12 protein-coding genes and 1 riboswitch are annotated in these 14,882 nt (G+C 67.6%); of the genes, 8 read left to right on the forward strand and 4 right to left on the reverse strand.

Translation table 11 applies throughout. The features are described from left to right. The first annotated feature begins 78 nt into the window (after positions 1-78). Together ACSQ3N_RS20350 and ACSQ3N_RS20355 are read left to right on the forward strand one after the other, a co-directional pair. Complete coding sequence (locus ACSQ3N_RS20350; RefSeq protein WP_436147281.1) at positions 79-1,275, forward strand: acyl-CoA dehydrogenase; 1,197 nt, start codon at positions 79-81, stop codon at positions 1,273-1,275. 107 nt (positions 1,276-1,382) lie between these two features. Continuing rightward, positions 1,383-2,651, forward strand: a complete 1,269-nt coding sequence (locus ACSQ3N_RS20355; RefSeq protein WP_436147282.1) for a CaiB/BaiF CoA transferase family protein — start codon at positions 1,383-1,385, stop codon at positions 2,649-2,651. Between the two features lie 243 nt (positions 2,652-2,894). On the opposite strand, the gene ACSQ3N_RS20360 is transcribed toward ACSQ3N_RS20355, so the two are convergent. The 4 genes from ACSQ3N_RS20360 to ACSQ3N_RS20375 all read right to left on the reverse strand — a co-directional run bounded on the left by ACSQ3N_RS20360 (position 2,895) and on the right by ACSQ3N_RS20375 (position 7,303). Next, entirely contained in the window at positions 2,895-4,553 is a 1,659-nt protein-coding gene (locus ACSQ3N_RS20360) for a hypothetical protein (protein ID WP_436147283.1), read from the reverse strand. Between the two features lie 193 nt (positions 4,554-4,746). Further along, complete coding sequence (locus tag ACSQ3N_RS20365; RefSeq protein WP_436147284.1) at positions 4,747-5,256, reverse strand: 6,7-dimethyl-8-ribityllumazine synthase; 510 nt, start codon at positions 5,254-5,256, stop codon at positions 4,747-4,749. A 206-nt stretch (positions 5,257-5,462) separates the two neighbouring features. Further along, a riboswitch (FMN riboswitch) is annotated at positions 5,463-5,643 on the reverse strand. 107 nt (positions 5,644-5,750) lie between these two features. Beyond that, positions 5,751-6,233: a hypothetical protein gene (locus tag ACSQ3N_RS20370; RefSeq protein ID WP_396503605.1), complete on the reverse strand. Its 483-nt coding sequence runs from the start codon at positions 6,231-6,233 to the stop codon at positions 5,751-5,753. A gap of 137 nt (positions 6,234-6,370) precedes the next feature. Further along, complete coding sequence (locus tag ACSQ3N_RS20375) at positions 6,371-7,303, reverse strand: LysR substrate-binding domain-containing protein (protein ID WP_436147989.1); 933 nt, start codon at positions 7,301-7,303, stop codon at positions 6,371-6,373. A 214-nt stretch (positions 7,304-7,517) separates the two neighbouring features. Here ACSQ3N_RS20375 and ACSQ3N_RS20380 point away from each other — a divergent pair, with 214 nt between their 5' ends. The 6 genes from ACSQ3N_RS20380 to ACSQ3N_RS20405 all read left to right on the forward strand — a co-directional run bounded on the left by ACSQ3N_RS20380 (position 7,518) and on the right by ACSQ3N_RS20405 (position 14,829). Further along, a complete protein-coding gene (locus ACSQ3N_RS20380; RefSeq protein ID WP_436147285.1) occupies positions 7,518-8,525 on the forward strand; it encodes a TRAP transporter substrate-binding protein in 1,008 nt (335 codons plus the stop codon). A 257-nt stretch (positions 8,526-8,782) separates the two neighbouring features. Continuing rightward, positions 8,783-10,564 carry an IlvD/Edd family dehydratase gene (locus tag ACSQ3N_RS20385; protein ID WP_436147286.1) on the forward strand — a complete coding sequence of 594 codons (1,782 nt, stop codon included), beginning with the start codon at positions 8,783-8,785 and terminating at the stop codon, positions 10,562-10,564. Positions 10,565-10,766: 202 nt separating this feature from the next. Then, positions 10,767-12,014 carry a fumarylacetoacetate hydrolase family protein gene (locus ACSQ3N_RS20390; protein ID WP_436147287.1) on the forward strand — a complete coding sequence of 416 codons (1,248 nt, stop codon included), beginning with the start codon at positions 10,767-10,769 and terminating at the stop codon, positions 12,012-12,014. A 50-nt stretch (positions 12,015-12,064) separates the two neighbouring features. Next, positions 12,065-12,664 carry a TRAP transporter small permease gene (locus ACSQ3N_RS20395; RefSeq protein ID WP_436147288.1) on the forward strand — a complete coding sequence of 200 codons (600 nt, stop codon included), beginning with the start codon at positions 12,065-12,067 and terminating at the stop codon, positions 12,662-12,664. 72 nt (positions 12,665-12,736) lie between these two features. Then, on the forward strand, positions 12,737-14,017 hold the full coding sequence (locus tag ACSQ3N_RS20400) for a TRAP transporter large permease (protein WP_436147289.1): 1,281 nt from the start codon (positions 12,737-12,739) through the stop codon (positions 14,015-14,017). A 56-nt stretch (positions 14,018-14,073) separates the two neighbouring features. Continuing rightward, on the forward strand, positions 14,074-14,829 hold the full coding sequence (locus tag ACSQ3N_RS20405) for an SDR family oxidoreductase (protein ID WP_436147290.1): 756 nt from the start codon (positions 14,074-14,076) through the stop codon (positions 14,827-14,829). Positions 14,830-14,882: the final 53 nt, after the last annotated feature.

Genomic DNA, 14,882 nt, shown 5'->3' on the forward strand with positions numbered 1-14,882 from the left:
CAGCACGCTGGCGCGAGGCCTACGATGCGCCCCAGAACACCTTTGTTGCCACCCTTTTTTGCACCTGGAGACACGCACATGGCCCACGCCTCTTTTCAATGGGATGACCCTTTCCTCCTGAGCCAGCAGTTGACCGACGACGAGCGCGCCATCCGCGACGCTGCCGCCGCCTACTGCCAGGACAAGCTGGCACCCCGCGTGCTGGACGCCTTCCGCCACGAGAAGATGGACGTGAGCATCTTTCGCGAGATGGGCGAAGTGGGCCTCCTGGGCCCCACGATCCCCGAGCAGTACGGCGGTCCCGGCCTGTCGTACGTCGCCTACGGCCTGATCGCCCGCGAGGTGGAGCGCGTGGATTCGGGCTACCGCTCTATGGCCAGCGTGCAGTCGTCGCTGGTGATGGTGCCCATCCATGAGTTCGGCACCGAAGCGCAAAAGCAGAAGTACCTGCCCAAGCTCGCCACGGGCGAGTGGATCGGCTGCTTCGGCCTGACCGAGCCCGACCACGGCTCTGACCCCGGCAGCATGGCCACGCGCGCCTACAAGGTCAATGGCGGCTACAAGCTCAAGGGCAGCAAGATGTGGATCACCAACAGCCCTGTGGCTGATGTGTTCGTCGTCTGGGCCAAGGAAGTCTCCGAAGGCGGCGCCGTGGGCCCCATCCGCGGCTTTGTGCTGGACAAGGGCATGAAGGGCCTGACGGCTCCTGCCATCCACGGCAAGGTGGGCCTGCGCGCATCGATCACCGGCGAGATCGTGATGGACGACGTATTCGTGCCTGAAGAGAACGCGTTTCCTGAGGTGCAAGGCCTGAAGGGCCCCTTCACCTGCCTGAACAGCGCGCGCTACGGCATCGCCTGGGGCGCGCTGGGTGCGGCCGAGTTCTGCTGGCACACCGCCCGCCAGTACACGCTGGACCGCAAGCAGTTCGGCCGCCCCCTGGCTGCCAACCAGCTCATCCAGAAGAAGCTGGCCGACATGCAGACCGAAATCGCCATCGGCCTGCAGGCCTGCCTGCAGTTCGGCCGCATGAAGGACGCGGGCACGGCCAGCGTGGAAGGCACGTCCATCATCAAGCGCAACAGCTGCGGCAAGGCCCTGGACATCGCCCGCCTGGCGCGCGACATGATGGGGGGCAACGGCATCAGCGACGAGTTCGGCGTGGCGCGCCACCTGGTGAACCTGGAAGTGGTGAACACGTATGAAGGCACGCACGATGTGCATGCGCTGATCCTGGGCCGGGCGCAGACTGGCATTGCAGCGTTCAGCAACTAAGCCTTCGAAGCCATCATGGCCCGGTAGATTCACTGCCATTACTCCTAAAACGATAGCTGCTAGCGCTTTATAGACAGGCGCTAGCAGCCTTTTTCATTCAAATTTCCATGACCACATCCAATGCAGGCGCCCTGACGGGCATCAAGGTGCTCGACCTCTCCCGTGTGCTGGCCGGCCCGTGGTGCACGCAGGTGCTGGCCGACCTGGGGGCGGATGTGGTGAAGGTAGAACGCCCCGGCGTGGGCGACGACACGCGCCAGTGGGGCCCGCCCTTTTTGAAGGACGCCGAGGGCAACGACACGAACCAGGCGAGCTACTACACCGCCTGCAACCGCAACAAGCGCTCGGTCACCATCGACATGGCATCACCCGACGGGCAGGCGCTGATCCGGCAGATGGCGCAAGAGGCCGACATCGTGGTCGAGAACTTCAAGGTCGGCGGCCTGAAGCAATACGGCCTGGACCACGAGAGCCTGCGCGCGCTGAACCCGCGCCTCATCTACTGCTCCGTCACCGGCTTTGGGCAGGACGGGCCATACGCCGAGCGCGCGGGCTACGACCTGATGGTGCAGGCCATGACGGGCCTGATGAGTATCACCGGCCAGGCCGACAGCCAGCCCGGCGGCGGCCCGATGCGCGTGGGCGTGGCCGTGATCGACCTGTTCACCGGCCTGTACGCCAGCAACGCCATCCTGGCCGCGCTGCATGTGCGCGACAACGCGGCCACTGGCACCGGCCAGGGCCAGCACATCGACATGGCGCTGCTCGACGTGGGCATGGCCGTGCTGGCCAACCAGGCCTCAGGCTTCCTTGCGACCGGCAAGGCGCCCGAGCGCATGGGCAACAGCCACCCGAGCCTGGCGCCCTACCAGGACTTTGCGACCGCCGACGGCAACATGCTGCTGGCCATCGGCAACGACGGGCAGTTCCAGCGCTTTTGCGCCGCGGCCGGCCAGCCCCAGTGGGGCACCGACCCGCGCTATGCCACCAACACGCTGCGCGTGAAGCACCGCACCGACCTGATCCCCGCCATGGAGGCCGTGACGCGCACGCGCACCACCGCCGACTGGATCACGCTACTGGAAGACAAGGCCGTGCCCTGCGGCCCGATCAACACCATTGCCCAGGCGTTCGACGATGCCCAGGTGAAGGCGCGCGGCCTGACGGTGACGCTGCCGCGCTGGAAGGACGGCGAGGCCGCCACCGATGGCGTGCAGCAGATCACCGGCGTGGCCAGCCCGCTGCGCCTGTCGGCCACGCCACCCGTGCTGCGCAATGCGCCGCCGGCGCTGGGGCAGCACACGGACGAAGTGCTTGCCGAGATGGGGATCAGCCCTGAGCGTGTTGCAGCACTGCGGGCGACGGGCGTGGTGTAGACGCTCCCGACCGATGCGGTGAGCCGCGACGCCCCGCCTCATCCGATGCGGGGCGTTTTTTCTGCAGCGACTTTCGTTTCTGGCTGAATTGATCGATTGCAGCATGGGTCCCAACACCCCAAAACCGTTAGGGCTGAGCCCTTCGACGGGCTCAGGACAGGCCTGTCGAAGCCTCGCGCGGCGCTTGGACAGGCTCAGCGTGAACGGTGGGATGTGGTGGGGCGCAGATGAACACGTTTCGCCTCACGCCAGCGGTGCTGCAGCCTCCAGCAAGCACGCCGTCACCTCGTCCGAGAACCGCATCAGCCGCCCGTCCAGCAGCACCGCCTCCGACCCTTGCGGATCAAGCGCAGCCGGTGGCAACCCATGGTCCAGCAACGCCTGCGCACACCCCACCCAGTCGCAACCGGGCTCCGGTGTGTTGATGGACCCCCACGACAACGCACCGCAGGCGTTGTCGTCGAAGCCATGCGTGGCCTGCCAGCGCGCGCCGTGCTCCAGCAGGAAACGGGTCAGCGCCGCGTCGCCCCGAAAGATGGCCAGGTGCAGCGCGGTGCCGTCCCAGTCGCCCCCCTTCGCGTCGATGGGCCAGCCCAGGCGCACCATCAGCCGCACGGCAGGGCCGCAGTCCGCTTGCGCGGCCAGTTCGGGCAGCAGGCGCTGCTGGGGCGGCGACAGCGCGTTGACCAGCCCGGGCTGGGTGACCAGCAGCGTGCGCGCCCGTGCCTCGTCGGCCTCGGCGCAGGCGGCGATGAACTGCTCGTCGGCAGGTACCTCGCCCCCGCCCGCCGCGGTGCGCAGAAACTCCGCCACGGCCGGCAGCCCATACCGCAGGGCCTGGATGTGCGCCGCCGTGCCGTCGGCGGTGTGCACGGCAGGGTCGGCCCCCGCGGACACCAACGCCTGCACGTGCGCCGGGGAGCGCCGCCGCCGCAGGGCCCACAGCAGGGGCGCGCTGTGGGGGGCGGGCCCGCCGTCCTGACCCAAGGGCTCGTTCGCATCCGCATCGTGGGCCAGCAGCAGTTGCAGCGCAGGCAGGTCGTCCATGTCGAGCACTCTGTACACCGCGTTCGTGCCCTGCACCCGCGCGCCCGCCTCCAGCAGCATCCGCGTGCAGTCCAGGCTGCCCAGCGCGTGGTACAGCGACTCGCCATCGTTGGGGTCTGCGCCTGCGTCCAGCAGCAGGCGCGCCATGCCGGCGTGGTGGTTCTGACCGGCTGCGCCGTACAGGGCTGACAAGGGGTGCGTTGCATCGGGCGTGGCCAGCGACGCAGGGGGCCAGCGGCTGCCCACCCGCTGGTTGGCATCGGCACCCGCTTGCAGCAGCAGGGCCACGCAGGCCTGCAGGCGGTCCGCAAAGGCCGGCCGCCGCGCCAGGCTGGAATGCGCCACGGCCAGCAGCGGCGGCAGCTGCAAGGGCCCGCCAGCGCGTTGCACCCAGCCCGGGTCTTGCGCAATGGCCTGGCGCAGGCGCGCCTCATCGCCCACGGCACAGGCCAGCCACGGGCCTTCGTCCTGCGGGATGGCGCCATCGGCCCACAGCCGTTCGGCCAGCCGGGGACGGGCGCTGTGGTTACCGCCTGCAATGTCGCCGGCGTAGACCAGCCGCAGCCATTGCAGGGTGGCGCGCTCCGGGTCATCCACCAGCGCGCGCCGCGCCAGCACCAAGCCCTGGAAGTCGGCCCACGACGCAAAGCCATGCTCGCGCGCCAGGCACGATTGCGCGTCGTGCAGCTTCAGGCCCAGGGCTACGATGGCGGCATCGCCCAGGCCTGCGGCCAGAGGCAGCGCGTGGCGAAAGCGCGCCAGGGCCTCGGGCTCGCCGCGGCGGTAGCCGGCCAGCAGGTCCTTGGCTTGTTTCTTGAGATGGCCCAGGTCGGGCCGAGGGGGAATGCGTTTCACGAGAACCTCCGTGCATGGATCGCCGACGGCCCGCAACTCCGGCAGCACAAAGGATGAAAAGAAAGGTCAGCTCGGCACGGAACACGAAGAGTGCTCCAGGAGTGGCAAGTGGGTTCAACCCTTCCCGCGGGCCCGGGCGCGGCCTGCACCGCGGGCGGCATCTTACCGCCACGCAGCGCGTAGCCGCGAGCGATCAATCCCCGTGCGCAGGCTCCAGCGCCTTGTACTGCGCCATGGTGCGCAGGCAGGCGTCGGCCACTTCGGTGCCCTTCTTCACGAAGTGTTCGCGGAAGAACTTGAGGTGATCGTCATGTTCGTGGAAGTCGCGCGGCGTGAGCACGGCAGACATCACGGGCACCTCGGTGTCGAGTTGCACGCGCATCAGGCCGTCGATGACGGCAGTGGTCACGAACTCGTGGCGGTAGATGCCGCCGTTGACCACCAGCGCACAGGCCACGATGGCGTCGTAGCGACCGCTTTGCGCCAGGCGCTTGGCCAGGAGCGGGATCTCGAAGGCGCCGGGCACTTCGAACTGCTCGATCTGCCCGGCGGGCAGCCCGTTGCGGCCGAACTCGGCGATCGCGGCATCGCGCGACTGGTGGACGATGTCCCGGTGCCAGCCGGCGCAGATGATCGCGACGCGTTCGCTGCGGCGCGCCGTGGCGGCGGAGATGGCTGTCTGGGAAGGAATGGACTGATTCATGGACTTATCTCAAAAGCGAGGAAAGGATTACCAGAATCAGGGCGCGCGAACAGGACTGCCGTGCACCGGCAGCACCGCACGCACCGCTGCGGGCAAGGCCGGGCCGGGCGACCAGGCCGGTGATGGATCACCACCTCGGGCCGCACAGGACGGGACACGCTGCGCAGATGCACGCACGGCACCACCCCTGCGGGCGGCCCCTGGTTTCGCGATCTCTTTCATCCGGACTGTGACCGTCGGCTCTGGCATCTCACCAGATCTGCTGACCCCGGGCCGCCACCACTGCTGGCACGGCCCGGGCGCTCGCGGGCTGCTGCAGTGCAGATGCAAAGACATCTGCCCGCAGATACCGCCGGTGGGGAATTTCGCCCCGCCCTGAGAACGCTGCCGGGCAGGAGACATCCCGCCCGGCGCACGGATTCTAGGGGAAACCCTGGTGCCCTGCAGTCGCCTGCGCGATGGCCCTGCCGCCACCGTTGAGGCGCATCAACCCGTCAGCGCGGCTTCTCGAAGCCGCCCTCCACCCAGGCCGTGGCGCTGGCGGGGGTGAGCTTGAAGGTGGGCGGCGCCGGCACCCGCGCCAGTTCTTCACCCAGATCGTCCTGGGCACTCAGCGTGGCCGTGGCGCCTTCTTCGTCGGGCACGATGGCCAGCGCCACCTTCAGCCGCTGGCCGTTGACGGTGACCGACACGTTCTTGTTGAGCTGCGCATGCAACTGCTGCTCGTGGCGGCGCAGCACCTCGCTGGCGGTCTTGACCAGGGTGTGGAAAGCCGAGACGTCGAGCGGCTTGGGGTTCTTCTTGTCGCGCCCCATGGTCCAGGGGCCGACCAGCGCGGGCTCCGTCTCGCCCTTGAGCGTCATGGACACCGCCCAGCCGTCGTCATCCTCGTTCTTGATGACCTGCGCGGTCCATTGGCCGTCGGACCAACGGCGCGGTTCCTGGATGGTGTCGGGCGTGTCAGGGGTGTCTTGCATGGAGAGAAGGCTTGCAGAAGATTCGGGGAAAGGGCGCAGAGCATAACGGCCCGGGCGGGCGGGCGCGGCTGCAAGGCATTTTCCATAACCTTTGGTTATCGATAGCCGAGTGCCCACGGCGCCCACAGCCAGGCCGGTCAGGGCCCATCGGCGGCAGGGCTTGCCACCTCGCGCAGCACGTCGGTGAAGGCCTGCATCGCAGGCGTGGGCGACTCTCCCAGCCGGGTGATGAGGCCGTAGTCGGGCATGCGGTCGGGCAGGTCCACGGGGATGCGGGCCAGCAGGCCCTTGGCGATGTACCGCTCCACCAGCGCCTGGGGCTGCAGCGACAGCATGTCGGTGGTCTGCATCATCTGGAGCGCAAACAGGAACGACGGGGTCTCCACCACGCCCGAGCTGAGCGCTAGGCCGTTGCGGCCGAAGATGTCGTCCGACACCCTGCGCACCGCGGTGGACGCGGGGTACAGGATCCACGGCCAGTGCGACAGCTCCGCCATGTCCAGGTCGCGCGCGCCGCGCAGGGGGTGGTGCAGGCCGCCCACCACCAGCAACGGCTCGTTGGACAGGCGTTCGTAGTGGAATTGCGCGCGCTGCGCCTCGTCGGTGAAGCGGCCGATCATCAGGTCGATCTTGCGCTCGGCCAGCCACACGATCAGCTGGTCGCTGCTTTGCTCCAGCACCTTGAGCACCAGCAGCGGGCGCAGGCGCTGGATCTCGGCCACCGACGCCGTCAGCACATGCGCGGCCGATCCTGTGATGGCGCCAATGGTCAGGTGGCCGTGGCCACCCTCCTTGAGAGCATTGAATTCATCGACGAACTTGCGGTGGCCGGCGAGCGCGCTGGCCGCGTAGCGCAGCGTGAACAGCCCCAGCTCGTTGGGCCGCATGCCGCGCGACAGGCGATCGAAGAGCCGCGATTCCAGGATCTCTTCGATGTCCATCAGGATCTTGGTGGCGGCCGGCTGCGTGATGTGCATCTGCTCGGCCGTCAGGCGCAGGTTGCGCGTCTGGCCCAGGATGTCCAGGAACTGCAGGTGCCGAAAGCGCAGCCGCGCGCAGGCTTGCGCCATCGACAGAGGTTTACCCGATACAGGGGTGGAGGCCACAGCAACTCATAAGCATTTGGAATGGATGCTAGCAAAAAATTGAGTGGACCCCGCGCCCAGCGAAACCTACTCTCTCGCCTGCGTCGGGAGGGTCCTGCAGAGACCCGATGGCGCCGGTGAACCGCCTTTTTGGCCGTGCTCCACCGTGCCCCAGCCATTCCATATTCGGAGACAACACATGCAATTCAAAGCCCTGGCCCTGGCGGCCACGATCCTGGCCGCCGTGGCCGCACCCGTGTCGGCGCAGATCAAGGACCACGTGTTCAAGGTCGGCATCGGCCTGAACGACGACCACCCCCAGGCGCAGGCCGTCAAGCATTTTGCCGAGCAGCTCTCGGCCAAGAGCGGCGGCAAGCTGGTGGCCAAGCTGTACGCCAGCGGCTCGCTGGGCAACGACGTGAGCATGACCTCGGCCCTGCGCGGCGGTACGCTGGAGATGACGGTGCCCGACAGCTCCACGCTGATGGCGCTGATCAAGCCGTTTGGCGTGCTGAACCTGCCGCTCACCTTCAACAACGAGCAAGAAGCCGACGCGGTGCTCGACGGCCCGTTCGGCCAGAAGCTGCTGGCCAAGCTGCCCGAAAAGGGCCTGGTGGGCCTGGGCTTCTGGGAGAACGGCTTTCGCCACGTGACCAACTCACGCCGCCCCATCACCAAGGCGGAAGACCTGGCGGGCCTGAAGCTGCGTGTGATCCAGAGCCCGCTGTTCCTCGACACCTTCAACGCCCTGGGCGCCAACGCCACGCCCATGCCTTTCACCGAGCTGTACTCGGCCATGGAGCAGGCCGCGGTGGACGGACAGGAGAACCCGCCCGCCACCATCCTGTCGAGCAAGTTCTATGAGGTGCAAAAGCACCTGGTGCTGTCGCGACATATGTACAGCGCCTGGGTGCTGCTGATGTCCAAGAAGACCTGGGACGGCCTGTCGGCGCAGGAGCAAAAAATCGTGCAGGACGCCGCGCGCGAAGCCACCCTGTTCGAGCGCAAGACCATCCGCGCGTTCAGCGAGACCGCACTGGGCGAGCTGAAGAAGGCAGGCATGCAGGTGACCGAACTTGCACCCGCCGAGCAGTCCAAGATGCGCGCCAAGCTGCAGCCGGTGCTGACCAAGTACGCCAAGGAATTCGGTGAGGAGACCACTGGCGAGATGAACGCGGAACTCGCCAAGGTGCGGGGCGGGAAGTAATTTTTATGTTCCGCCCGAACCGTCCACTGAGGGCTGTCGAAGCGCTGTGCAAGGCTTCGACAGGCTCAGCCCGAACGGGTTGGGTTTGATCGAATCGCCGCGGAAGGCTTCGACAAGCTCAGCCCGAACGGGTGGTGATGTCATCGAAACACCCCCCAAGCCATCGCACGCACCAGTCCGAAAGTTTTGTGGTTCGATTTCAAGCATGCCAACCCCCTGGCGCAGCGCCCGTCCCTCCTGCTGACACACCGCGATCCATGACCAAAACACCCCGCCGCCCCTTCCGCTCCCGCGAATGGTTTGCCGACCCCGCACGCTCGGACATGACCGCGCTGTACCTCGAGCGCTTCATGAACTACGGGCTCACGCCCGAAGAGTTGCGCTCGGGCCGCCCCATCATCGGCATCGCGCAGACCGGCAGCGATCTGTCGCCCTGCAACCGCATCCATGTGGACCTGGCGCGGCGCGTGCGCGAGGGCATCCGCGACGCCGGGGGCATTCCGATGGAGTTTCCGGTGCACCCCATCTTCGAGAACTGCCGACGCCCCACGGCTGCGCTCGACCGCAACCTGGCCTACCTGGGGCTGGTGGAGATCCTGTACGGCTACCCCATCGACGCGGTGGTGCTGACCACCGGCTGCGACAAGACGACACCTGCGGGCGTGATGGCGGCGTCCACCGTGGACATACCGGCCATCGTGCTGTCGGGCGGCCCCATGCTCGATGGCTGGCACGACGGCGAACTGGTGGGCTCGGGCACCGTGATCTGGCGCAGCCGCCGCCTGTTGGCTGCGGGCGACATCGACGAAGAAGAATTTTTGCAGCTCGCCTGCAGCAGCGCGCCATCGGCCGGCCACTGCAACACCATGGGCACCGCATCGACCATGAACGCGGTGGCCGAGGCGCTGGGCCTGTCGCTGCCGGGCTGCGCCGCCATTCCGGCGCCCTACCGCGAACGCGGGCAGATGGCGTACGAGACCGGGCGGCGCATCGTGGAGATGGCGTACGAGGACCTGCGCCCTTCGCGCATCCTCACCCGCGAGAGTTTTCTGAACGCGCTGGCCGTGGTCAGCGTGGCCGGGGGCAGCAGCAACGCGCAGGTGCACATCATGGCCATGGCGCGCCACGCGGGCGTGGACCTGCGCCCCGAGGACTGGACGCAGCATGCCTACGACCTGCCCCTGCTGCTGAACATGCAGCCCGCCGGCAAGTACCTCGGCGAGCGGTTCTTCCGCGCTGGCGGCGTGCCTGCGCTGATGTGGGAGCTGCAGCAGGCAGGCCGCCTGCATGCCGACTGTATGAGCGTGACCGGCAAGACCCTGGCCGACAACCTGCAGGGCCGCGAGACGCGCGACCGCGAGGTGATCTTTCCGTTCAACGCGCCGTTGATGGAAAAAGCCGGCTTCCTGGTACTGCACGGCAACCTGTTCGACTTCGGCATCATGAAGACCTCGGTGATCTCCGCGTCCTTCCGCCAGCGCTACCTGAACAAGCCAGGCGCAGAGGGCATCTTCGAAGCGCGCGCCGTGGTGTTCGAGGGCGCCGACGACTACCACGCGCGCATCAACGACCCATCACTGAACATCGATGAAGGCTGCATCCTGGTGATGCGCGGCGCGGGCCCCATCGGCTGGCCGGGCTCGGCCGAGGTGGTGAACATGCAGCCGCCCGACGCACTGATCCGCCGCGGCATCAACACCTTGCCCACGCTGGGCGACGGGCGCCAATCGGGCACGGCGGACAGCCCGTCGATCCTGAACGCATCGCCCGAGAGCGCGGTGGGTGGCGGCCTGTGCTGGCTGCTCAGCGGCGACACGATTCGCATCGACCTGAACACGGGCCGCTGCGATGCGCTGGTGGCCCCCGAGGAGATCGAGCGCCGCCGCCGCGAGCTGCCCGCGCCGCCCATCCCCAGGAGCCAGTCGCCGTGGGAGGCACTTTACCGCGAGAAGACCGGGCAGCTGGTGGATGGCGCCACGCTCGACTTTGCGCTGGACTACCGGCGGATTTCGGAGCACACGCCGCGGCATAACCATTGATGGGGTGGGCGATGCGTGGCCCGTGCCCTCCCCCCTCCCCACCGTTCGGGCTGAGCTTGTCGAAGCCTTGCGCAGCGTTTCGACAAGCTCAACGTGAACGGATGGGGTGATGCAGGGATGGCATGCGGGAGAGCACCCAGCACCCGCCCACTGCTGCGAAAACTCTGGGCAGAGAACCAGAACTTCATTTCAAGGACTTCCCATGACCGACACCTCAGCATCTTCCGTCCTGCAGCGGGCGGCGCAAGCGCCCGCACCGCACGCCCGCATCCTCCCCGAAGACGGCCTGGCCGGCACCCTGGTCGGCCGCGCCTGGGTCCCCGGCGCTGTGCCCGGCCCCGCAGTGATCGCCCTGCGCTCCGACGGCGTGTTCGACCTGAGCCGCCACTACCCCACCATGAGCACGCTGCTCGACACCCCCGCGCCCGCCGACGCAGCGCGAGCAGCCCCCGGCCAGTACCTGTGCAGCGTGGATGACCTGCTGGCCAACAGCCACACCGGCCAAGCCGGCCAGCATGGCGTGCGCGACGCAGCCCTGCCCTGGCTGCTCGCCCCCTGCGACCTGCAGGTGGTCAAGGCCGCCGGCGTGACCTTCGCGGCCAGCCTGATCGAGCGAGTCATCGAAGAGCAGGCCCGCGGCGACGCGGCCCGTGCCCAGGGCCTGCGCAGCCAGGTGGTAGGACTCATCGGCGAAAGCCTGGCCGACATCCGCCCCGGCTCCGAGCAAGCAATGGCGCTCAAGGCGCTGCTGCAAGACAAGGGCCTGTGGTCGCAATACCTCGAAGTCGGCATTGGCCCCGATGCCGAGGTCTTCACCAAGGCGCCGGTGCTCGCCTCGGTGGGCACGGGCGAGGAGATCGGCATCCGCGCCGATTCGGCCTGGAACAACCCCGAGCCCGAGGTGGTGCTGGCCGTCAACAGCCGCGGCGACATCGTGGGCGCCACGCTGGGCAACGACGTCAACCTGCGCGACATCGAGGGCCGCAGCGCGCTGCTGCTGGGCAAGGCCAAGGACAACAACGCGTCCTGCGCCATCGGCCCCTTCATCCGGCTGTTCGACGCAGGCTTCGGGCTGGACCAGGTGCGCAGCGAGACCGTGCACCTGCGCGTGGCGGGCACCGACGGCTTCACGCTGCGGGGCATCAACACCATGGCCAGCATCAGCCGCGACCCCACCGACCTGGTGGCGCAGACGCTGGCCGCGCACCAGTACCCGGACGGCTTCATGCTCTTCCTGGGCACGCTGTTCGCGCCCATCGAAGACCGCGACCAGCCCGGCAGCGGCTTCACCCACAAGCTGGGCGATGTGGTCACCATCCAGAGCGCTTGGCTGGGCGCGCTGCACAACACGGTGACGCACAGCGAGATGGCGCCGCCCTGGCGCTTTGGCCTGCGGGCCTTCATCGCCAACCTGGCCGCGCGCGGGCTGCTGCAAGGCGCGGCGCTCTGAGTCCATAAAAAAGCACAACACCGGCACAGCCACCCACGGAGACATTCACCATGCTCAATACCTTCATAAACCACTACGTCCGGGCCATCAACCTTCTCATCGCGCTGGCGCTGGCCGCCATGGTGGTGCTGGTGTTCGGCAACGTGGTGCTGCGCTACGTCTTCAACTCCGGCATCGCCGTCAGCGAAGAGCTGTCGCGCTGGCTCTTCGTGTGGATCACCTTTCTGGGCGCGGTGGCGGCCATCAAGGAGAACGCGCACCTGGGCACCGACATGCTGGTGTCGCGCCTGTCGGTGCGGGGCAAGAAGGTCTGCATGGCGCTGGGCCACGTGCTGATGCTCTACATCACCTGGCTGTTCTTCGACGGCAGCTGGCAGCAGATGAAGATCAACTGGGATGTGGAGGCCCCGGTCACGGGCGCATCGATGGCCATCTTCTATGCCTCGGGCGTGGTGTTCTCGGTGTGCGCGGGCTTCCTGCTGACGCTGCAGCTGCTGCGCGTGCTGACCGGCAAGGCGAGCGAGGACGAGCTGGTGATGGTCAAGGAGTCCGAAGAGCAGGCCGAGCTGGAAGCGCTGCAGGCCGAACTGGCGCGCGAAGACGCGGCCGCGCGGGCCCTGGGCCAGGCGCCGAAGCAGCGCGGCCAATAAGCAAGCACGCACGCACGCATGCATGCATGCATGCATTCATAGATGGCACATCAAAAATAACGGAGACAACACATGACCGTGCTGATTTTTCTGGGGGCCCTCATAGGCACCATGGCGCTGGGCATCCCGATCGCCTATGCGTTGCTGGCCGCCGGCGTCGCGTTGATGTGGCAGCTCGATCTGTTCGATGCGCAGATCCTGGCGCAGAACTTCATCAATGGCGCCGACAGTTTTCCGCTGCTGGCCGTGCCCTTCTTCATGCTGGCCGGCGAGATCATGAACGTGGGCGGGCTGTCGCAGCGCATCGTCAACTTTGCGCTGGCGCTGGTGGGGCATGTGAAGGGAGGCCTGGGCTATGTGGTGATCCTGGCCGCCTGCCTGCTGTCTTCGCTGTCGGGCTCGGCCGTGGCCGATGCGGCGGCGCTCACCGCGCTGCTTCTGCCGATGATGATCAAGGCCGGGCACAAGAAAGAGGTGTCCGGCGGGCTGATCGCGGCGTCGGGCGTCATCGGGCCCATCATTCCGCCGAGCATTGGCTTCGTGATCTTCGGCGTGGCGGCCAACGTGTCGATCAGCAAGCTGTTCATCGCGGGCATCGTGCCGGGCATCATGATCGGCGTGGGCCTGGCGGTGACCTGGTGGTGGGTGGGCCGCAAAGAGGTGCTGGCCGTGCCGGAGAAGAAGACTGCAGCCGAAGTCTGGCGCACCGCGCGGGAGTCGGTGTGGGCGCTGACCTTGCCGGTGTTCATCCTGGTGGGCCTGCGCATGGGCGTGTTCACGCCCACTGAAGCCGCGGTGGTCGCAGCGGTGTATTCGCTGTTCGTGGCCAGCGTGATCTACCGCGAGCTGCCGCTGCGCGCGCTGCTGCCCATCTTCACCACCGCGGCCAAGACCACGGCGGTGGTGATGTTCCTCGTGGCGGCGGCCATGGTGTCGTCGTGGCTCATCACCGTGGCCAACCTGCCTGCGCAGATGGTGGAGCTGCTCAAACCCTTCATGGGCAACCAGACCTTGCTGCTGATCGCGATCATGGTGCTGGTGATGCTGGTGGGCACGGCCATGGACATGACGCCCACCATCCTCATCCTGACCCCCGTGCTGATGCCCGTGATCAAGGCCGCGGGCATCGACCCGGTGTACTTCGGCGTGCTGTTCATCATCAACAACTCCATCGGCCTGGTCACGCCGCCGGTGGGCACCATCCTGAACGTGGTGGCCGGTGTGGGGCGCATGAAGATGGACGAGGTGACGCGCGGCGTGCTGCCCTTCATGGCGGCCGAGTTCGCGGTGATGTTCATCATGGTGCTCTTCCCGCAGACGGTGCTGGCGCCGCTGCGCTGGTTCACGGGCTGACGGCGCCCATCCCTGCCCAACAGCACTCCCCACCCACTCTTCACGCCCCGCATTCCATGACACTCCGACTTGCAGGCAAGACCGCCTTTCTCACTGCCGCCGGCCAGGGCATTGGCCGCGCCACGGCCATCGCCTTCGCGGCCCAGGGCGCGCGCGTGATCGCCACCGACATCAATGCCGCAGCACTGGCCGCCCTGCAGCGCGACACCGGATGCGAAACCCGCGTGCTGGACGTGACGCAGCCCCAGGCCGTTCGCGACGCAGCCGCCGCCGTGGGGCCGGTGGACGTGCTGTTCAACGGCGCGGGCTTTGTGCACGCGGGCAGTGTGCTCGACTGCACGGACGACGAGTGGGACTTCGCGTTCACGCTGAACGTGCGTGCGCAGTTCCGCACCATCCGAGCCTTCTTGCCGGGCATGCTGGAGCGCGGCGCCGGGTCCATCATCAACGTCGCTTCGGTGGCGGGCAGCATCAAAGGAGCGCCCCGGCGGTTCGTCTACGGCACCACCAAGGCGGCGGTCGTGGGCCTGACCAAGTCGGTGGCCGCCGACTTCGTGGCCCAGGGCATCCGCTGCAATGCCATCTGCCCCGGCACGGTGATGTCGCCGTCGCTGCAGGACCGCATCACCGCGCAGGCCGCGGCCACGGGCCAGAGCCTGGCCACCGTGGAGGCGGGCTTTGTCGAGCGCCAGCCCATGGGCCGCCTGGGGCGCGCCGAGGAGATCGCCGCGCTGGCGGTGTACCTGGCGAGCGACGAGTCATCGTTCACCACGGGCACCGCCCAGGTCATCGACGGCGGCTGGTCCAACTGATTTCATCTACGCTCTGCGTTTTGCGCCACCCATCATCCAACCCCTCCACCACT

This window comes from Acidovorax sp. LjRoot194, from assembly GCF_964253015.1.
In the GTDB taxonomy this organism is placed as follows: Bacteria; Pseudomonadota; Gammaproteobacteria; order Burkholderiales; family Burkholderiaceae_C; genus Acidovorax.

Bases quoted from the DNA above. Each gene is read 5' to 3' on its own strand.
- ACSQ3N_RS20390 (WP_436147287.1), top strand. From the start codon at position 10,767: ATGACCGACACCTCAGCATCTTCCGTCCTGCAGCGGGCGGCGCAAGCG.
- ACSQ3N_RS20375 (WP_436147989.1), bottom strand. From the start codon at position 7,303: ATGGCGCAAGCCTGCGCGCGGCTGCGCTTTCGGCACCTGCAGTTCCTG.
- ACSQ3N_RS20370 (WP_396503605.1), bottom strand. From the start codon at position 6,233: ATGCAAGACACCCCTGACACGCCCGACACCATCCAGGAACCGCGCCGT.
- ACSQ3N_RS20385 (WP_436147286.1), top strand. From the start codon at position 8,783: ATGACCAAAACACCCCGCCGCCCCTTCCGCTCCCGCGAATGGTTTGCC.
- ACSQ3N_RS20355 (WP_436147282.1), top strand. From the start codon at position 1,383: ATGACCACATCCAATGCAGGCGCCCTGACGGGCATCAAGGTGCTCGAC.
- ACSQ3N_RS20400 (WP_436147289.1), top strand. From the start codon at position 12,737: ATGACCGTGCTGATTTTTCTGGGGGCCCTCATAGGCACCATGGCGCTG.
- ACSQ3N_RS20350 (WP_436147281.1), top strand. From the start codon at position 79: ATGGCCCACGCCTCTTTTCAATGGGATGACCCTTTCCTCCTGAGCCAG.
- ACSQ3N_RS20380 (WP_436147285.1), top strand. From the start codon at position 7,518: ATGCAATTCAAAGCCCTGGCCCTGGCGGCCACGATCCTGGCCGCCGTG.
- ACSQ3N_RS20405 (WP_436147290.1), top strand. From the start codon at position 14,074: ATGACACTCCGACTTGCAGGCAAGACCGCCTTTCTCACTGCCGCCGGC.
- ACSQ3N_RS20365 (WP_436147284.1), bottom strand. From the start codon at position 5,256: ATGAATCAGTCCATTCCTTCCCAGACAGCCATCTCCGCCGCCACGGCG.
- ACSQ3N_RS20395 (WP_436147288.1), top strand. From the start codon at position 12,065: ATGCTCAATACCTTCATAAACCACTACGTCCGGGCCATCAACCTTCTC.